We start from the raw sequence: 18,729 nt of genomic DNA on the forward strand, positions 1-18,729 counted from the left end.
CGGGACGGACCCGTCTGGCAGGCTTGGCGGTCGTGAACGGTGACGGTCTGATCGTGGTCGACAAGCCCGGCGGCATGACGTCGCACGACGTGGTGGCGCGCATCCGCCGGTTGGCCCGTACCCGCCGGGTCGGGCACGGCGGCACCCTCGACCCGATGGCGACCGGGGTGCTGGTGATCGGGGTCGGCCGGGCCACCCGGCTGCTGACGTACGTGATCGGGGCGGGCAAGAGCTACACCGCGACGGTCCGGCTCGGCCAGTCCACGGTCACCGACGACGCCGAGGGTGACGTGATCGGGACCACGCCCGCCGGTGCGCTGACCGACGCCGCGATCCGGGCCGCGTTCGTGCCGTTGACCGGTGAGATCGACCAGGTGCCCAGCGCGGTGAGCGCCATCAAGATCAATGGGGAGCGGGCGTACAAGCGGGTCCGGGACGGCGAGCAGGTCGAGCTGCCCGCCCGGCGGGTCACCGTCTCCCGGCTCGACGTGTCGGCGATCCGCCGCGACACCCCGGACGTGGTCGACGTGGACATCGACGTCGACTGCTCGTCGGGGACGTACATCCGGGCGCTGGCCCGGGACGCGGGCCAGGCGCTCGGCGTCGGCGGACACCTCACCGCGCTGCGGCGGACCGCTGTGGGCAGTTTCACCCTGGCCGAGTCGGCGACCCTCACGACGCTGGAGCAGCGCGCGCCCGAGGTGGTCACCCTGCCCCTCGACACCGCCGCCGACAGGTACTTCTCCCGTCGGCAGGCCAGCGCCGACGAGGCGAAGGTGCTCTCCCACGGCGGCCCGCTGGACCCGGTGGGCATCGTCGGACCGTACGCCGTCTTCGGACCGGACGGTGGCCTGATCGCTATCGTCAGCGAGCGGGACGGCCGGGCCCGCGCGGAGATCGTGCTCGCCCCGGCCTGACCGGGCCGTCGGCCGGCACGGCCGGACGGCACGGCGGGGACGGGCGCGGGGACGACGGCCGGCACGACCGGCGGCGGTGGGTACGGGTGTGAGCCGGTCAGCGGCGGAGCAGGGAAGGAGCGGCATGCAGCGGTGGCGGGGGTACGAGGCGGCACCCGGTGACTGGGGGCGGTCGGTCGTCACCATCGGCGTCTTCGACGGCGTGCACCGGGGGCACCAGGCGACCATCGGGCACGCCGTGGCGCGGGCCCGTGAGCTGGGCGTACGGTCGGTGGTGGTGACCTTCGACCCGCACCCGGCCGAGGTGGTCCGCCCGGGCGCGCACCCGGCCGTGCTCACCGAGCCCACCCGCAAGGCTGAGCTGGTCGAGGCGCTCGGGGTCGACGTGTTGTGCGTGGTGCCGTTCACCGCCGAGCTGTCCCGGCTGCCGGCCGAGGCGTTCGTGCACGACATCCTGGTCGAACACCTGCACGCGGCGCTGGTCGTGGTGGGGGACAACTTCCGGTTCGGGCACCGGGCCGCCGGGAACGTGGCACTGCTCGAACAGCTCGGCCGCACCTACGGCTTCGGGGTGGAGAACGCCCCGCTGGTCGCCGCCGACGGCACCGTCTTCTCCTCGACGTACGTCCGGGCCCGGATCGAGGCCGGGGACGTGGCGGCGGCGACCGTCGTGCTCGGCCGGCCGCACCGCCTCGAAGGGGTGGTGGTGCTGGGCGACCAGCGCGGCCGGGAGCTGGGTTTCCCCACCGCCAACCTGCGCTGCCCGCCGCACGCGGCGGTGCCCGCCGACGGGGTGTACGCCGGCTGGCTGGTACGCGGGGGCGTCGAGCGGCTGCCGGCGGCCATCTCGATCGGCACCAACCCGACGTTCGCCGGCCGGGAGCGCCGGGTCGAGGCGCACGTGCTGGACTTCGCCGGCGACCTGTACGGCGAGCACGTCGCCCTCGACTTCGCCGCCCACCTGCGCGGTCAGATCCGGTACGACGCGATCGAGCCGCTGCTGGCGCAGATGACCGAGGACGTCGCGCGGACCCGCCTGGCGGTCGCCTGACCGGCCCGGCGGGCGGGGTCGGCGGGCCGCCGACGCCCGCCGCGCGGGCCTTGACCGGGCGGTTCCGCGACGGGCTGGTAGTGTGGCGGTGACGTCGGATGACCGACGCGGGGCCTCGCGTGCCTGCACGACGCCGCGGGTGCGAGGTTCGTCCGTCTCCGGTCCATGCGGACCCGAACGACGGACACCAGTTGTCAACCCACCGAAACAGGGAGAACATGGCGCTCGACCAGGAAGCCAAGGCCAAGATCCGCTCGGAGTACGCGACCGCCGAGGGCGACACCGGTTCGCCGGAGGTGCAGGTCGCGGTCCTCACCAAGCGGATCGCGGAGCTGACCGAGCACCTGAAGGTGCACAAGCACGACCACCACAGCCGCCGTGGGCTGCTGCTGCTGGTCGGTCGGCGCCGTCGGCTGCTCAACTACGTCCAGAAGAAGGACATCAACCGCTACCGGTCGCTGATCGAGCGGCTCGGCCTGCGCCGATGACGTGACGGGGGAGCGGCCACCGGGTCGCTCCCCCGTTCCGCGCACCACCAGAAGAAGAGGGCCGCGCGACCACCCGAGAGGGAGCCGGTCAGCGTACCGGTCTCCGGTAGTGGCCCCCGGGCATCCCGGCATCATGCCGGCCACCCGGGCGCTTCGATCGAAGACCGGCCGTCTGAGCAGCTCCGGTGTCGTGGGCCCACGACGCGAAGGAGTACCGCAGCACATGACCGAGACCAACCTCGGCACCGAATCCCGCACCGCCGTGATCGACAACGGGTCCTTCGGCACCCGTGAGATCACCTTCTCCACCGGCCGGCTGGCCCGCCAGGCCGCCGGCTCCGTCATCGCCCAGCTCGGCGAGACGGTCGTCCTCTCCGCCACCACCGCCGGTAAGCACCCGAAGGAGCAGTTCGACTTCTTCCCGCTGACCGTCGACGTCGAGGAGCGGATGTACGCCGCGGGCCGCATCCCCGGCTCGTTCTTCCGCCGTGAGGGCCGGCCCAGCGAGGACGCGATCCTCACCTGCCGGCTGATCGACCGGCCGCTGCGCCCGTCGTTCGTCAAGGGCCTGCGCAACGAGGTCCAGGTCGTCGAGACCGTCCTCGCGCTCGACCCGCAGCACCCGTACGACGTGGTCGCCATCAACGCGGCCTCGATGTCGACGAAGCTGTCCGGCCTGCCGTTCTCCGGCCCGATCGGGGCGACCCGGGTGGCCCACGTCGAGGGCCAGTGGGTGGCGTTCCCGACCCTGGAGGAGCTGTCCCGGGCCACCTTCGACATGGTGGTGGCCGGCCGGGCCCTCGAGGACGGCGACGTCGCGATCATGATGGTCGAGGCCGAGGCGACCCCGCACGCGGTGACCCTGATCGCGGGCGGCGCGACCGCCCCGACCGAGGAGATCGTCGCCAGCGGCCTGGAGGCCGCGAAGCCGGCGATCCGCGAGCTGTGCCGCGCGCAGAGCGAGCTGGCCGAGGTCGCCGCGAAGCCGGTCACCGAGTTCCCGGTGTTCCTGGACTACCAGGACGACGTCTACCAGGCGGTGGCCGAGCTGGTCCGCGCCGAGGTGGCCGAGGCACTCCAGATCGCCGGCAAGGCCGACCGCGAGGAGGCCCTGGACCGGGTCAAGGCCAAGGTCGCCGAGGAGCTGACCGGTCGGTTCGAGGGCCGGGAGAAGGAACTCTCCGCCGCCTTCCGTTCGCTGACCAAGTCCGAGGTCCGCAACCGGGTGCTGCGCGAGCAGGTCCGCATCGACGGCCGGGGGCCGCGCGACATCCGGCCGCTCACCGCCGAGGTCGGCGTGCTGCCCCGGGTGCACGGTTCCGCGCTGTTCGAGCGGGGCGAGACCCAGATCCTCGGCGTCACCACGCTGAACATGCTGCGCATGGAGCAGATGGTGGACACCCTCTCCCCGGAGAACCGCAAGCGTTACATGCACAACTACAACTTCCCGCCGTACTCGACCGGGGAGACCGGCCGGGTCGGCTCGCCGAAGCGGCGGGAGATCGGCCACGGCGCGCTGGCCGAGCGGGCGCTGCTGCCGGTGCTGCCGTCGCGCGAGGAGTTCCCGTACGCCATCCGGCAGGTGTCCGAGGCGCTCGGCTCCAACGGCTCGACCTCGATGGGGTCGGTCTGCGCCTCGACGCTGGCGCTGCTGTCGGCCGGTGTGCCGCTCAAGGCACCGGTGGCCGGCATCGCGATGGGCCTGATCTCCGACGAGGTCGACGGCAAGACCCAGTACGTGACGCTTACCGACATCCTCGGTGCCGAGGACGCGTTCGGTGACATGGACTTCAAGGTCGCCGGCACGCCGGAGTACGTCACCGCGCTCCAGCTCGACACCAAGCTCAACGGCATCCCGTCGGACGTGCTCGCCGCCGCGCTCCAGCAGGCGAACGAGGCCCGGCAGACCATCCTCGGGGTGATGCAGGCGGCGATCGAGGCCCCGGCCGAGATGTCGGACTACGCGCCCCGGGTCACCACCGTCAAGATCCCGGTGGACAAGATCGGCATGGTGATCGGCCCGAAGGGGCAGACCATCAACGCCATCCAGGACGAGACCGGCGCCGAGATCTCCATCGAGGACGACGGCACGATCTACGTCGGCGCGACCAACGGCCCGTCGGCGCAGGCCGCCGTGGACCGGATCAACGGCATCGCCAACCCGACCCTGCCCAAGGCCGGTGAGCGGTTCCTCGGCACGGTGGTCAAGACCGCCGCGTTCGGCGCGTTCATCTCGCTGCTGCCCGGCCGCGACGGCCTGCTGCACATCTCCAAGGTGGGCGACGGCAAGCGGGTCGAGCGGGTCGAGGACTTCCTCAACGTCGGCGACAAGGTCGAGGTGGAGATCGCGGACATCGACGCCCGCGGCAAGATCTACCTGGACAAGGTCCGGCCGGAGGGCGCCGAGGCGCCGGCCGCCGGTGAGGCCGCCGGTGGCGACCGGCCGGCCGGTCGAGGCGGCGACCGGGGTCCGCGTGACCGCGGTGACCGGGGCGGCGACCGGGGTGGTCGCGCGCCGGAGCGCGGCGAGCGTGGCCCGGGTGGCGGCGAGGGTGGCGACGGCGGCGAGCGTCCGCGTCGGCGTACCCGGCACAGCTGAGCAGTGACCGGCCGGGTGACGACGACGTCGTCACCCGGCCGGTGTGTTCCCTCCACCCCTCGTCGCACGGGAAGCAGGTCTGCGTGAGCCGCGCCCAGCGTTCGTCGTTTCCCCCGGGCCGGCGGCCGGCGTCGCCCGTCCGGCACGCCGTCGCCGGGCAGCCCGGCCGCGCCGGGGCACCGTCGCGGGCGGTCACCCGCACGATCAGTGACGACCCGCTGGGCGGCACCGTGCGGCGCACCGTGCTGCCGAGCGGGCTGCGAGTGCTCACCGAGGCGATCCCGACGATGCGCAGCGTCTCGTTCGGCATCTGGGTCACCGTCGGCTCACGGGACGAGACGGGCCCGCAGGCCGGTGCCGCACACTTCCTGGAACACCTGCTGTTCAAGGGCACCCACAAGCGCACCGCGCTGGAGATCTCCGCCGAGATCGAGGCGGTGGGCGGCGAGACCAACGCCTTCACCACCAAGGAATACACCTGCTACTACGCGCGGGTGCTCGACGAGGACCTGCCGCTGGCCATCGACGTGATGTGCGACGCCGTCGCCGACTCGCTGCTGGAACCGGCCGACGTGGAGACCGAACGCGGGGTCATCCTCGAAGAGATCGCCATGCACGACGACGAGCCCGGCGACGAGGTGCACGACCTGTTCGCCCGCGCCGTCTACGGCGACCACCCCCTCGGCCGGTTGATCTCCGGCACCGAGGAGACGGTCACCCCGATGACCCGCAAGCAGATCCAGAGTTTCTACCGCCGCCGCTACACCGCGCCGCAGATCGTGATCGCCGCCGCCGGCAACCTCGACCACGCCACCGTGGTCCGACTGGTCCGCCAGGCGCTGCGCGGCACCCCGCTGGACACCGACCCGGCCGCGCCGGGCACGCCCCGGCGCAACACCCCGGCGGTACGCACGAAGCCGGCCGCCGTCCTGGTCGAGCCGAAGGAGACCGAGCAGGCGCACGTCATCCTCGGCTGCCCCGGCATCGACCGGGTCGACGAGCGGCGGTTCGCCCTCGGCGTGCTCAACAACGTCCTCGGCGGCGGCATGTCCAGCCGGCTGTTCCAGGAGATCCGCGAACGGCGTGGCCTGGCCTACTCGGTCTACTCCTACGCCAGCCAGTACGCCGACAGCGGCCTGTTCGCCGTCTACGCCGGCTGCGCGCCGGGCAAGGTCGACGAGGTGCTCCAGTTGACCCGCGCCGAGCTGGCCCGGGTGGCCGCCGACGGGCTCACCGAGGCGGAGGTGGCCCGGGGCAAGGGGATGAGCAAGGGCTCGTTCGTGCTGGGCCTGGAGGACACCGGCTCCCGGATGAGCCGGCTGGCCAAGGGCGAGCTGCTCTACGGCGACCTGATGCCGGTGGACGAGCTGCTGGCCCGGGTCGACGCGGTGACCGTGGCCGACGTGAACACCCTCGCCGCCGAGCTGCTGGGCCGGCCGATGTCGCTGGCGGTGGTCGGCCCGTTCGGCGAGCACGACTTCGCCGGCTGAGCCCGCCGCCCGCCGACCCGTTCCCGGCGAGGCGGGTCGTCCCGGCGGTGGTCCGACCGGACGGCGTCCGGGTGGTCGGCGGCTCACGGTCGGGTCCGGGGTCCGTCCGTTCCGGGACCGGCCGGTGGGACGGCGGTGGTCCGGCGGTGGCCCGCGTCCCGATTGGGATAGGTTGTGCCGCGTGACTGACGAGCAGGAGAAGGGCCCGGGTGGGCCGGTCCGGGTCGGTGTGCTGGGTGCCCGGGGCCGGATGGGCGCCGAGGTGTGCCGGGCGGTCGACGGGGCCGACGACCTGGCGCTGGTGGCCGCCGTCGACCAGGGTGACGAGCTGTCCGCCGCCGCCTCCGCCGAGGTGGTCGTCGACTTCACCACCCCGGACGTGGTCATGGACAACCTGCGCTGGTGCATCGACCGGGGCGTGCACGCGGTGGTCGGCACCACCGGCTTCACCCGGGCGCGGCTGGAGCAGGTGCGCGGCTGGCTGGCCGACCGGCCCGACGTCGGGGTGGTGATCGCCCCCAACTTCGGCATCGGCGCGGTGCTGATGATGCAGTTCGCCGCCCGCGCGGCCCGGCACTTCGAGTCCGTGGAGATCATCGAGCAGCACCATCCACGCAAGCTCGACGCGCCGAGCGGCACCGCCACCCACACCGCCCGGCTGGTCGCGCAGGCCCGCGCCGAGGCCGGCCTGGGCCCGGCCCCCGACGCGACCAAGGACGAGGTGCCCGGCGCGCGGGGCGCCGACATCGACGGGGTACGCGTGCACGCGGTCCGCGCCACCGGCCTGCTCGCCCACCAGGAGGTGCTGTTCGGCACCCTCGGCGAGACGCTGACCATCCGGCACGACTCGTACGACCGGGTGTCGTTCATGCCCGGGGTGCTGCTGGCGGTGCGGGCGGTCCGGCAGCGGCCGGGGCTGACCGTCGGCCTGGACGCCCTGCTCGACTAGCCCCGCCCGCCGGGCACGACGGTCGGTGTCGCGCCGACGCCGGGTGCGGCGGTGGCGGCGAATTCGTTGGCGGTGCGCCGGGGTGCGCCCTAGGCTGCCCCGGTGCTGGATTCCGGACATATCGATCGGCTCGGGCGGCGGGTCACCCTGCGCCCGGTGGACGACGACAACTGGCGGGCGGTGGCCGACCTGGCCCCCCGCGACGACCAACGGGACTGGGTGCCGGCGCTGGCGGCCCGCTACCTGGTGCTGACCGCGCGTTCCGAGGTCTGGACGTCGCTTGCGGTCCACGCCGACGAGACCGTGGCCGGCCACGTCATGTGGGGCGTGGACGACGACGGGTCGCGGTGGATCGGCGGCATGCTCGTCGACGCCGCCGAGCAGGGCCGGGGGGTGGGCCGGGCCGCCGTACGCACCCTCGCCGCCTGGCTGGCCGGGCCGGACGGCGAGCACCCCGTCCGGTTGTCGTACCACCCGGACAACACGGCCGCCGCCCGGCTCTACACCTCGCTGGGTTTCACCCCGACGGGTGCGGTGGAGAACGACGAGCTGGTCGTCGAGCTGCGCCGCTGACCCGGCGCGGGGTCACTCCTGCTCGATGACGGACAGGATGTTGCCGGCCGGGTCGGTGAACCAGGCGATGGTCGGCCCGTTGTCGCGCATGATTCCCCGGTCGTCCTGCGGCAGCCCCGGGTAGCGCGCGAACCGCACCCCGCGTGCGGTCAGCTCGTCGACCGCCCGGTCGACGTCGGCCACCGGGAAGTTGAGCACCGTGAACGTCGCCGGCACGTGGTCGGCCTTGGGGTAGACCACCACGTCCCGGTCGCCGGCCAGGTGCAGCATCAGCAGCCCACCGGGGCCGCCGAGCTGCGACACCCGCAGGTCGAGGGTGTCGGCGTAGAACTCCCGGGCCCGGTCGGTGTCGTCGGCCGAGAACCCGCTGAATGCCTTCGTCTCCCGGAACATGCCGTGTCTCCCTCACCGTCGGTGGCGTGCCGCCGCCTCCGGTCTACCAGGGCGGGCCGACAGAACCGGCCGGGACGCGTCGACCGGGCCGCGCGACCGCTGCCGCCACGGCGGGGTTCAGGGCGTGTCGTCCGGTTCGGTGGGGACCGCGACGTGCAGCCGCACCTGGGGGACGAGCATGTCGTCGACGTCCAGCGCGCGGGCCGCGCCGTCCGGCTCCCAGCCGGTGCTGGTGAGGAACTTACGGGTCGCCTCGTCGCCGTCGAACGTCCAGGCGACCGCGTGGGTGAACCCGTCGCCGCGCCAGGCGTCCACGGCGGCGGCGAGCAGCCGGCTACCGTGCCCGCGCCGACCCCAGCGCGGCTCGACCAGCAGGTCGGTCACCGCGACCACCCCGGCGTCCAGCGCCGTGGCCGGCTCGCCCGGGGCGAGCGCTTCGGCGTCCGCCGGCCCGGAAGCCGCGAACCCCACCAGATAGGATTGCTCGGCCTGTTCCACGGCGACGAGCACCCGGTGCGCAGCCGAGGGCGGCTCCTGCACCGCCGCGCTCCACCGCCGGGCGAGCCACGCCTCGTCCAGGTTGTCGAGCACGTGCCGGGGCAGCAGCCGACGGTACGCGACCCGCCAGGTCGCGAGCTGCACACGGGCGATCTCGGCGGCGTCCTCGGGACGCGCCGGGCGGACGTACCCCAGAGCCATGGCACGAAAGCCTAGGCCACAGCGAGGGAGACGACGGTGGCGCAGGGGGCCAGGCGGACGACCGGGCAGGTCGTCGCGGTGGTGGTGCTCGCCGTCGCGGTGGCCGCCTTCCTCTCCGTGGCGGCCGTCCGGCACGGCTTCTTCGACCTGAAGGTCTACTACGGCGCGCTGACCTTCTGGGTCCACGACCACGGCGAGATCTACGACTACCTCAAGCCGGGCACCCAGTACGGCTTCACCTACCCGCCGTTCGCCGCGCTGGTGATGCTGCCGATGGCCTACCTGCCGTGGCCGGTCGCGATCACCGTCAGCGTGGCGGCGACGGTGCTGGTCAGCGCGGTGCTGGTCTGGTGGCTGCTCGACCCGGTCGCCCGGCGGGCCGGCTGGACCCGGTGGTTCGTCCTGGCGGTGGCGCTCTGCCTGGCCGCCGCGTTCGAGCCGATGCGGGAGACGGTCAACTTCGGCCAGGTCAACATGCTGCTGCTGTTCCTGGTCGCGGTGGACCTGCTGCGGCTGCTGCCGGCCGGCAACCGGTGGGCCGGCGTCGGCATCGGGCTGGCCACCGCGATCAAGCTGACCCCGGGCGTCTTCATCGTCTATCTGCTGATCACCAGGCGGTTCCGGGCCGCCGGCACCGCCGTCGCCGCCGCGGCCGCCGCCACCCTGCTCGCCGCGGCCCTCTTCCCCGACGCCGCCCGGGAGTTCTGGACGTCGGCGCTGTGGAACACCGACCGGGTGGGCGAGTTGGCGTTCGTGTCCAACCAGTCGCTGCGCGGTGTGGTGGCCCGGCTCGACCCGGAACACCCGAGCACCCTGGCCTGGCTGGCGCTGGTGCTGGTCACCCTGGCCGTCTGGGCGTGGCGCTGCCGGGCCGCCGTGGCGGTCGGCGACGAGGCCACCGGGCTGGCCCTGACCGGCGCGCTGATGTGCCTGGTCAGCCCGGTCACCTGGGTGCACCACCTGGTCTGGTTGATCCCGGCGCTGATCCTGCTGGTCGACAACGCGGTCGCCGCGCCCGCCGGCAGCCTGCGGCGGCGTGCGCTGTCGGCCCTCGCGGTGGTCTCCTACGTGCTGCTGTGCAGCCGGATCGTCTGGGCCTGGGAGAAGGACTTCACCGGGGTCGCCGGCTTCCTGGGCAGCAACACCTACGTCTGGATCAGCCTCGCGTTGCTGGTGCTGCTGCCGATCCGCACCTGGGCGACGCCGGTCGGCGGTCGGCCGGGCGACCCGGCCGGACCGGTCGACCCCGCCGTCGGCCGGCGGCCGGCGGGCTCAGCCGGGCAACCGGCCGGTGTAGCGCAGTTCGTCGAGGTGGACCGGGGGACCGCCACCGGCCAGCGGCACCGGGTAACGGGACCGCTCGCCGTCGACTGACAGACCGGCCCGCTCGTAGAACCGGCGGGCGCGGGCGTTGTCGGCGAGCACCCAGAGCCGGTACTCCCGCCAGCCGCGCGCCGCCAGCCCGTCGCGGGCCGCGGCGAACAGGGCCTGCGCGGTGCCGTCGCCCCAGTGGGCCGGCTCCACGTACATCGCCAGCACCTCGCCCTTCGTCGGGTCCAGGTCACCCCGGTCCTGGTTGTTGCGGTACGGCCCGAAGGTGGTGAACCCGGCGGGCAGCCCGTCGACCTCGGCGAGCAGGGTGGTGAACGGGTGCTCCGGGTCGGCCGTGCCCACGTCCCGCCGGCGTTGCGCCCAGGCCACCGGGTTGAGCCGGGCCAGCACCTCGGCGGGCATGATGCCGGCGTATCCGGCCTGCCAGCCGTGGATGTGCACCCGGGCGATCGCCTCGGCGTCGTCGGGTTCCTCGCGGCGGATGGTGAGCATGCGTCCGTTCTATGCCCCGACGGGCGGTCGGTCCAGTGTCCGCTCCGGTGTCGTACCGCTGGTCTAGGGTCGTCGGCGATGGTCGCACCGGAATCGCTCTCGCTCGCCCAGGCCCGGCGGATGACGCTCGCCGCCCAGGGTTTCGCCGACCCCGCGCCCGCCGGGGTGCCCACCCGCCGGCACCTGCGTCGGGTCCTCGACCGGGTCGGGCTGATCCAGATGGATTCGGTCAACGTGCTGCAACGGGCGCACTACCTGCCGCTCTACAGCCGGCTCGGGCCCTACCCGACCACCCTGCTCGACACCGCGGCCTACCGCCGCCCCCGCGAGCTGTTCGAATACTGGGGGCACGAGGCGTCCCTGGTGCCGGTGGGGCTGCACGCCGCGCTGCGCTGGCGGATGGCCAAGGCCCGCGACGACGCCTGGGGCGGGATGCGTCGGATCGCCGCCGAGCAGCCCGAACTGGTCGCCTGGGTGCGCGACGAGGTGGCTGCCGCCGGGCCGCTGACCGCCGCCGAGATCGAACACGACGCGCCCCGGGAGACCGGCAACTGGGGCTGGAACTGGTCGGCGGTGAAGCGGGCGCTGGAGTTCCTGTTCTGGGCCGGCGAGGTCACCGCCGCCGACCGGACGCCCTCCTTCGCCCGCCGCTACGACCTGCCCGAACGGGTGCTGCCGGCGGCCGCGCTCGACGCGCCCACGCCGACCGACGCCGACGCGTACCGCACCCTGGTGGCGGTGGCCGCCCGGTCGCTGGGGGTGGCCGCCGAGCCGGAGCTGCGGGACTACTTCCGGCTCCCGCTGGCCGGTGCCCGGCAGGCGGTCGCCGAGCTGGTCGAGGCCGGTGAGCTGGTGCCGGTGACGGTGCAGGGGTGGCGGCTGCCGGCCTGGCGGCACGTCGACGCCCGGCTGCCCCGGTGGGTGCGGGGCAACACCCTGGTCAGCCCGTTCGACCCGCTGGTCTGGGAACGGGCCCGCACCGAGCGGCTGTTCGGCTTCGGCTACCGGATCGAGATCTACGTGCCGGCCGCGCAGCGGGTGCACGGCTACTACGTGCTGCCGTTCCTGCAGGGCGAGCGGTTCACCGCCCGGGTCGACCTGAAGGCCGACCGCAGGGCCGGGGTGCTGCTGGTGCCGGCGGCCTGGCAGGAGCCCGGCGTCGACCCGGGGGAGACCGCCGTCGCGCTCGCCGCCGAGCTGCACCGGCTCGCCGGCTGGCTCGGCCTGGACGCGGTCGCCCCACCGGCGGCCGGCGACCTGGCCGCCCCGCTGACCGCCGCGTTGCGCAGCCTCACCGGTGTACCGTGAGGCCGTGACGAGCGTTGACGGGCCGACCGGGCCGACCCGGTCGGGGCAGGGCACCGATCCGACGTCGACCGGTGCCGCACCGGCCGGCACCACCCACACGCTGAGCGACCCGCCCCCCGTCGGCCCGCCGACCGACCCGTACCCCCACCCGGTGACGGGCGCGGGCGTCGACGGGTTGCCGCCCGGGTCGTGGTCGGCGGGGCCGCCGGTGGTGTGGCAGCCGCCCGAGCCGGACCGGCTCACCCGGTTCGTGCTCCGCCTGCACGCCCGGTCGCCGCGCTGGGCCGCCCCGCTGGCCGCGCTCGGCTGCGTCGCCGCCGGCATGGCGTACGCGTTGGTCAGTGACCCGACCACCAGCGACCCGGACGCCGCGCCGAGCTGCCTGCTCAAGCTGACCACCGGACTGGACTGTCCGGGCTGCGGGGGCACCCGCGCGCTGTGGTACCTCCTGCACGCCGACCTGCCGGCCGCCGCCCGCCACCACGCCGTGTTCGTCTTCGCGGTGCCCTTCCTGGCATACCTCTTCGTCGCCTGGGCGGGCCGGCAGGCGTTCGGGTGGCGGCTGCCCGAGCTGCGGCTCAGTTCCCCGGTGATCGGCGGGTTCCTCGCCGTCTGGATGGCCTTCTCGGTGCTGCGCAACCTGCCCTGGGCACCGTTCACCGCGCTGTACGTCTGACCGGCCGGGGCGCGCGGCGGGCCGGGTGGGAGACGTTGGCCACCCGCCGCCGCCCCGGGCCGGAACTGTCCATGATCTCGCTGGTCAGCGCGGTGGCCCGAGTTTCCCCGCAGCCCACCGGGCCACTACAGTCGCAGGAATGCCGGAGATGGTGCAGCCCCAGGTGCAGTTGATCGCGTGGACCCAGTTCCAGGCCCCCGACGACGTGCCGTGGTCGACCGACGCCGAGGGCGGCCAGGCGCTCGCCGAGTTCGCCGGCCGGGCCTGCTACCAGAGCTGGAAGAAGCCGAACCCGGCGACCGCCACCAACGCCGGCTACCTGGCGCACATCCTGGAGGTCGGGCACCTGTCGGTGCTGGAGCACGGCAGCGTGACGTTCTACTTCACCGGGGTGTCCCGCTCGTTCACCCACGAGCTGATCCGGCACCGGCACTTCTCCTACTCCCAGCTCTCCCAGCGCTACGTGCCGGAGCGGGACGCGGCGATGGTCGAGCCGGCGGTGATCGCCGACGACCCGGAGCTGCACAAGCGGTTCGTCGAGGCCGCCGAGGCGAGCGTGCGGGCGTACACCGAGCTGCTGGAGGGGTTGGAGCAGCGGTTCGCCGACGAGCCCAACCCGACGCTGCGCCGCAAGCAGGCCCGGCAGGCGGCGCGGGCGGTGCTGCCCAACGCCACCGAGACCCGGATCGTGGTCACCGGCAACTACCGTGCCTGGCGGCACTTCATCGGGATGCGGGCCACCGAGCACGCCGACGTGGAGATCCGTGAGCTGGCCGTGGAGTGCCTGCGGCAGCTCCAGCGGGTCGCCCCGAACGTCTTCGCCGACTTCGTCGTCTCGACGCTGCCCGACGGCACCGAGGTGGCTACCAGTCCGCACGCGCAGCTGTCCTGAGCCCTTCCCCACCGGCTGTCCGGTGCTCGTCCGCTAGGTTGTGAGCATGACGCACGACCACCCTGCCGCCCCCGACCGGGGCGTGTCGCGCCCGTTCGGGCGGCTTCTCACCGCGATGGCGACCCCGTTCACCGCCGACGGCTCCCTCGATCTGGACGGGGCGGTCCGGCTGGCGACCTACCTCGTCGACGAGCAGGGCAACGACGCGCTGGTGCTCAACGGCACCACCGGCGAGTCGCCGACCACCTCGGACGCGGAGAAGGAGACCCTGATCCGCGCGGTGGTCGAGGCGATCGGTGACCGGGCGCGGATCGTGGCCGGCGTCGGCACCAACGACACCCGGCACACCATCGAGCTGGCCGCCACGGCCGAGAAGGCCGGCGCGCACGGCCTGCTGGTGGTGACCCCGTACTACAGCAAGCCGCCGCAGCGGGGGCTGGTGGCGCACTTCACCGCCGTCGCCGACGGCACCGGCCTGCCGATCATGATGTACGACATCCCGCACCGCGCCGGGGTGCCGATCGAGACCGAGACGCTGGTGCGGCTCGCCGCGCACGAGCGGATCGTCGCGGTCAAGGACGCCAAGGGCGACCTGACCGCCACCAGTTGGGTGACCAGCCGCACCGACCTCGCCTTCTACAGCGGCGACGACGCGCTCACCCTGCCCACCCTGGCGGTCGGCGGGGTCGGGCTGGTCGGCACGTCGACCCACTTCACCGGCGCGCTCGCCAAGCAGATGATCGAGGCGTACGACGCGGGTGACACCGGCACGGCGCTGGCCCTGCACCGGCGGCTGCTGCCGCTGTTCACCGGGATCTTCCGTAGCCCGGGCACCATCCTGGTGAAGGCGGGCCTGAACGTGCTGGGCCTGCCCGCCGGCCCGGTGCGTCCGCCGCTGGCGGATGCCACCGACGACGAACTGGCCCTGCTGCGCGCGGACTGCGCGGCGGCGGGCCTGGACCTGCCCGAATGATCGAACGACACGACGGACGCCGGGTTACGGCGTCGCAGAATGAGGTGGACGCGTGACCGAGGCGCAATTCGAGGGTGAACTGCCCCCGCCGCTGCCCGAGGGCGGGCTGCGGATCATCCCACTCGGCGGACTCGGTGCCATCGGTCGGAACATGACCGTCTTCGAGTACGACGGCAAGCTGCTGATCGTCGACTGCGGGGTGCTCTTCCCCGACGTGGAGCAGCCCGGGGTGGACCTGATCCTGCCCGACTTCGCACCGATCCTGGACCGGCTGGCCGACGTGCAGGCGATCGTGCTGACCCACGGTCACGAGGACCACATCGGCGCGGTGCCGTACCTGCTCGCCCACAAGCCGGACATCCCCCTGGTCGGCTCCCAGTTCACCCTCGCCCTGGTCGAGGCGAAGCTGGCCGAGCGGCGCATCCAGCCCTACACGCTCACCGTCCGCGAGGGCGGCCGGGAGCGGCTGGGCCCGTTCGAGTGCGAGTTCTTCGCGGTCAACCACTCGATCCCGGACGCCCTGGCGGTGGCCGTGCGTACCCCGGCCGGCCTGGTGCTGCACACCGGTGACTTCAAGATGGACCAGCTCCCGCTGGACGGCCGGATCACCGACCTGGCCGGCTTCGCCCGGCTCGGCGCGGAGGGCGTCGACCTGCTGCTGTCGGACTCCACCAACGCCGAGATCCCCGGCTTCGTCACCCCGGAGCGGGAGATCGGGCCGGTGCTCGACTCGATCTTCGCGAAGGCGAAGGGGCGGATCATCGTCGCCTCGTTCGCCTCGCACGTGCACCGGGTGCAGCAGGTCTTCGACTCGGCGCTGGAGCACGGCCGCAAGGTGGCGCTGATCGGCCGCTCGATGGTCCGCAACATGGGCATCGCCCGGGATCTCGGCCTGCTCAACATCCCGGCCGGTCTGGTGATCGGCATCGAGGAGGCCACCACGCTGCCGCCCGACCAGATCGTGCTGATGTCCACCGGTTCGCAGGGCGAGCCGATGAGCGCGCTGGGCCGGATGGCCAGCGGCGACCACCGGCACATCACCATCGCCCCCGGCGACACGGTCGTGCTCGCCTCGTCGCTGGTCCCCGGCAACGAGACCTCGGTCTACCGGGTGATCAACCGGCTGGCGCGGGCGGGCGCGGTGGTGGTGCACAAGGACGTCGCCAAGGTGCACGTCTCCGGGCACGCCCCGGCCGGTGAACTGCTCTACCTGCTCAACGTGGTGCGCCCGAGCAACCTGATGCCGGTGCACGGCGAGTGGCGGCACCTGCGGGCGCACGCCCGGCTCGGCATCGAGTCCGGCGTCGCCCCCGACCGGGTGGTGATCTGCGAGGACGGCGACGTCGTCGACCTGGTCGAGGGCCGGGCCAGTGTGGTCGGGCACGTGAAGAGCCGCTACGTCTACGTCGACGGTCTGGCCGTGGGTGACGTCAGCGAGTCGCTGCTGACCGAGCGGCGGATCCTCGGCGACGGCGGTTTCATCGCCACCACCGTCGTCGTCGACTCGGTCACCGGCAAGGTGGTCGCCGGCCCGACCCTGTCGGCGAAGGGCTTCTCCGAGGACCCGGCCGCGTTCAACCCGGTGATCCCGCTGGTCACCGAGGCGCTGAACCGGGCCGCCGCGGACGGTGTCACCGACCCGCACCAGCTCCAGCAGATCGTCAGGCGCACCGTGGGCCGCTGGGTCAACGACGCGTACCGCCGCCGCCCGATGATCGTCCCGACCGTCGTCGAGGTCTGAGCGGGTCACCCACCCGGACGCCGCGGGCCGGCCACCGTCGTGACGACGGTGGCCGGCCCGTTGTCCGGTCGGTTCAGCGGTGGCGCAGGGTGGCCACGATCAGGTTGGGGTCGGTCGCCGTGACGTAGGCGGCGCTGGCCACCAGGACCGTGTGCCCGCGTACGGCCACCGAGGTCGGGTTCTGCAGCCCGTCGGCACCGGTCAGCAGGGTCCGGCTCCGCCCGTCGTGGTCGATGCCCACCACCGTGTTTGGCCCGTTGAGGGCGGCGACGACCCGGCCGTCGGCGGTGAACGCGAAGTCGTCGATGCCGACCAGCCCGGTCGCCCTGACCTCGACGGCTCCCGGCCGGCCCTGCCGCAGCGGAATCCGCAGCAGGGTGCCCTGGTCCAGGTTGGTCACCCAGACCGCGCCGCCGCGCACCTTGACGCCGTTGACGCCGAGGAAGCCCGTCGCGGCGAGGGCGGACGCCGACGACCAGACCCGGGCCGGGCCGCCGGCCAGCGGCACCGTGGAGATGGTGCCGAGCACCGAGTCGGTCAGGTAGAACGTCCGGCCCGTCGGGTCGAGCGCCAGCCCGTTGGGCAGCCCGGCGGCGGGCAGCGCGGCGATCCGTCGGGGCGGCTGACCGGGCGTCAGCCGGTAGAGGCCGGTGCTGGCGGCGTCGCCGCTGGCGTACAGGAAGTACAGGGTGCCGTCGCCGGTCCGGACGATCCCGGTGGTCAGGGCGAAGCCGAGCACCGGGGTGTGCACGCCGCCGTCGGCGGGGGCGGGCAGGGTGGCCAGCACCCGGGTCCGGCCCGCCGGGTCGACGGCGACGACCTGCCGGGCCGCCGCGAAGGTGAGGTAGGCGGTGCCGTCGGGGGCCCACGTGATGTTCTCCGGCAGCTGACCCGTCGCCGGGTCGAAGTGGACCGCGATCCGGGCCGGCAGGGCCGCCGGGGCGACGGGGGCGGCCGGGACGCCCGCCGTCGGGCCGGCCACCGCCGGTGCCGCAGGCGTCGCCGGTGCGGCCAGGACGCCGACTGCCGCGACGGCCACCGCGAGGGTACGGATTCTTCTGCGCATGGTTCGTCCTTCGTGGGTGTGCGGACCCGCCGAGCGGGTCCGGTTTCGGGCGCGGACGACCGGACGCCCCGTGCGGAGCGCCGTCGTCGCGTGGTGTCGGGCAGCGCCGACCCCCGCCGGACCACACGGTCCGGTGGCGGGCCCGGCGCGGCCGGGTGGGACGGCGGCACCCTGTCGGCGCCGCCGGGATCGGGAGGGGAGGGTCAGCCGGGCAGCGGTTGCCGGGCGGCGGCACGGCCGGTGACCGCGGCGTGCACCAGCAGGGTCATCGCCGCCTGCGACGGGGAACCCGGTGCGGTGGTGGCGACGACGACCGTCTGGTCGTCCTCGGTGCGCAGGCTCTGTTGGGTGACGGTCAGCGTGCCGACCAGCGGGTGCCGCATCGCGTACGCGGCGGTGCCGCCGGCCTTGACCCGGTGGTCGGCCCACCGGGCGGCGAACTCGGGGCTGCCCACCGCGAGGTCGCCCACCAGCGCGGCGAGCAGCGGGTCCGTCGGGTGCTGTCCGGAGGTCATCCGCAGGGTCGCCACCACGGCCCGGGCCTTGGCCGGCCAGTCGACGTACAGGTCGCGGGTGTGCGCGTCGAGGAAGACCAGCCGCGCCATGTTGGGCCGCCGGTCCGGTCGGTGCACCGCGTCGGGTTCCAGGTGACCGGCGAACAGGGCGTGGCCGGCGGTGTTCCAGGCCAGCACGTCGAGCCGGCGGCCGAGCACCAGCGCGGGCACGTCCCCGAGGGCGGCGACGAGCTGGCGTACGGCCGGGTCGACGCGCTCCGGCGGCGGCCGGCGGACGGCCGGGCGGCGGGGGCCGGCGGCCAGCCCGGACAGGTGGCGGCGTTCCGCGGCGTCGAGCCGCAGCGCCCGGCTGAGCGCGTCCAGCACCTCGGGTGAGGCGTTCGTGGCCAGCCCCTGCTCCAGCCGGGCGTAGTACGAGGCGCTCACCCCGGCCAGCAGGGCCAGCTCCTCCCGGCGCAGCCCCGGCACCCGCCGTCGGCCGCCGTAGGTGGCCACCCCGGCCTCCTGAGGGCTGAGCCGGGAGCGTCGCGAGCGGAGGAACTCGCCGAGTTGTCGTTGCGCCTGCATGACTCCCA

At 73.9% G+C, this 18,729-nt stretch carries 18 protein-coding genes; 13 read left to right on the plus strand and 5 right to left on the minus strand.

The window, feature by feature from the left end; genetic code table 11:
- The first annotated feature begins 32 nt into the window (after positions 1-32).
- The 7 genes from truB (at position 33) to ACN261_RS16610 (ending at position 8,067) form a co-directional block, all read left to right on the plus strand.
- Positions 33-917, plus strand: a complete 885-nt coding sequence (gene truB, locus ACN261_RS16580) for a tRNA pseudouridine(55) synthase TruB (protein WP_421486239.1) — start codon at positions 33-35, stop codon at positions 915-917.
- Between the two features lie 124 nt (positions 918-1,041).
- Positions 1,042-1,968 (plus strand): bifunctional riboflavin kinase/FAD synthetase, encoded by a 927-nt coding sequence (locus ACN261_RS16585; protein WP_421486240.1) that lies wholly within the window; start codon positions 1,042-1,044, stop codon positions 1,966-1,968.
- 218 nt (positions 1,969-2,186) lie between these two features.
- On the plus strand, positions 2,187-2,456 hold the full coding sequence (rpsO, locus tag ACN261_RS16590; RefSeq protein ID WP_067302624.1) for a 30S ribosomal protein S15: 270 nt from the start codon (positions 2,187-2,189) through the stop codon (positions 2,454-2,456).
- A 223-nt stretch (positions 2,457-2,679) separates the two neighbouring features.
- Entirely contained in the window at positions 2,680-5,055 is a 2,376-nt protein-coding gene (locus ACN261_RS16595; protein ID WP_357758742.1) for a polyribonucleotide nucleotidyltransferase, read from the plus strand.
- 203 nt (positions 5,056-5,258) lie between these two features.
- On the plus strand, positions 5,259-6,545 hold the full coding sequence (locus tag ACN261_RS16600; RefSeq protein WP_421487027.1) for a M16 family metallopeptidase: 1,287 nt from the start codon (positions 5,259-5,261) through the stop codon (positions 6,543-6,545).
- Between the two features lie 181 nt (positions 6,546-6,726).
- Positions 6,727-7,494 (plus strand): 4-hydroxy-tetrahydrodipicolinate reductase, encoded by a 768-nt coding sequence (dapB, locus tag ACN261_RS16605; RefSeq protein WP_421486243.1) that lies wholly within the window; start codon positions 6,727-6,729, stop codon positions 7,492-7,494.
- A 102-nt stretch (positions 7,495-7,596) separates the two neighbouring features.
- On the plus strand, positions 7,597-8,067 hold the full coding sequence (locus ACN261_RS16610) for a GNAT family N-acetyltransferase (protein WP_421486245.1): 471 nt from the start codon (positions 7,597-7,599) through the stop codon (positions 8,065-8,067).
- Positions 8,068-8,079: 12 nt separating this feature from the next.
- On the opposite strand, the gene ACN261_RS16615 is transcribed toward ACN261_RS16610, so the two are convergent.
- On the minus strand, positions 8,080-8,460 hold the full coding sequence (locus tag ACN261_RS16615) for a VOC family protein (RefSeq protein ID WP_421486246.1): 381 nt from the start codon (positions 8,458-8,460) through the stop codon (positions 8,080-8,082).
- A 117-nt stretch (positions 8,461-8,577) separates the two neighbouring features.
- Positions 8,578-9,159, minus strand: a complete 582-nt coding sequence (locus ACN261_RS16620) for a GNAT family N-acetyltransferase (RefSeq protein ID WP_421486248.1) — start codon at positions 9,157-9,159, stop codon at positions 8,578-8,580.
- A gap of 36 nt (positions 9,160-9,195) precedes the next feature.
- Here ACN261_RS16620 and ACN261_RS16625 point away from each other — a divergent pair, with 36 nt between their 5' ends.
- Positions 9,196-10,533: a glycosyltransferase 87 family protein gene (locus ACN261_RS16625; protein WP_425850947.1), complete on the plus strand. Its 1,338-nt coding sequence runs from the start codon at positions 9,196-9,198 to the stop codon at positions 10,531-10,533.
- Here ACN261_RS16625 and ACN261_RS16630 read toward each other — a convergent pair.
- Positions 10,432-10,983: a GNAT family N-acetyltransferase gene (locus ACN261_RS16630; RefSeq protein WP_425850949.1), complete on the minus strand. Its 552-nt coding sequence runs from the start codon at positions 10,981-10,983 to the stop codon at positions 10,432-10,434. The genes ACN261_RS16625 and ACN261_RS16630 overlap by 102 nt on opposite strands.
- 78 nt (positions 10,984-11,061) lie before the next feature.
- On the opposite strand from ACN261_RS16630, the gene ACN261_RS16635 reads away from it, so the two are divergent.
- The 5 genes from ACN261_RS16635 to ACN261_RS16655 all read left to right on the plus strand — a co-directional run bounded on the left by ACN261_RS16635 (position 11,062) and on the right by ACN261_RS16655 (position 16,573).
- A complete protein-coding gene (locus ACN261_RS16635; protein ID WP_421486254.1) occupies positions 11,062-12,291 on the plus strand; it encodes a winged helix-turn-helix domain-containing protein in 1,230 nt (409 codons plus the stop codon).
- A 4-nt stretch (positions 12,292-12,295) separates the two neighbouring features.
- Positions 12,296-12,967: a DUF2752 domain-containing protein gene (locus ACN261_RS16640; protein ID WP_425850951.1), complete on the plus strand. Its 672-nt coding sequence runs from the start codon at positions 12,296-12,298 to the stop codon at positions 12,965-12,967.
- A 148-nt stretch (positions 12,968-13,115) separates the two neighbouring features.
- Positions 13,116-13,859: an FAD-dependent thymidylate synthase gene (gene thyX / locus ACN261_RS16645; protein ID WP_204957321.1), complete on the plus strand. Its 744-nt coding sequence runs from the start codon at positions 13,116-13,118 to the stop codon at positions 13,857-13,859.
- A gap of 46 nt (positions 13,860-13,905) precedes the next feature.
- Complete coding sequence (dapA, locus tag ACN261_RS16650) at positions 13,906-14,832, plus strand: 4-hydroxy-tetrahydrodipicolinate synthase (RefSeq protein WP_421486258.1); 927 nt, start codon at positions 13,906-13,908, stop codon at positions 14,830-14,832.
- Positions 14,833-14,884: 52 nt separating this feature from the next.
- Positions 14,885-16,573, plus strand: a complete 1,689-nt coding sequence (locus ACN261_RS16655; protein WP_363652156.1) for a ribonuclease J — start codon at positions 14,885-14,887, stop codon at positions 16,571-16,573.
- Between the two features lie 73 nt (positions 16,574-16,646).
- Here ACN261_RS16655 and ACN261_RS16660 read toward each other — a convergent pair whose 3' ends face one another.
- Together ACN261_RS16660 and ACN261_RS16665 are read right to left on the minus strand one after the other, a co-directional pair.
- Complete coding sequence (locus ACN261_RS16660; protein WP_421486259.1) at positions 16,647-17,639, minus strand: SMP-30/gluconolactonase/LRE family protein; 993 nt, start codon at positions 17,637-17,639, stop codon at positions 16,647-16,649.
- 203 nt (positions 17,640-17,842) lie between these two features.
- Positions 17,843-18,721 carry a helix-turn-helix domain-containing protein gene (locus ACN261_RS16665; protein ID WP_421486261.1) on the minus strand — a complete coding sequence of 293 codons (879 nt, stop codon included), beginning with the start codon at positions 18,719-18,721 and terminating at the stop codon, positions 17,843-17,845.
- Between the last annotated feature and the right edge of the window lie 8 nt (positions 18,722-18,729).

Source organism: Micromonospora sp. WMMD723 (genome assembly GCF_049863385.1).
In the GTDB taxonomy this organism is placed as follows: Bacteria; Actinomycetota; Actinomycetes; order Mycobacteriales; family Micromonosporaceae; genus Micromonospora; species Micromonospora wenchangensis.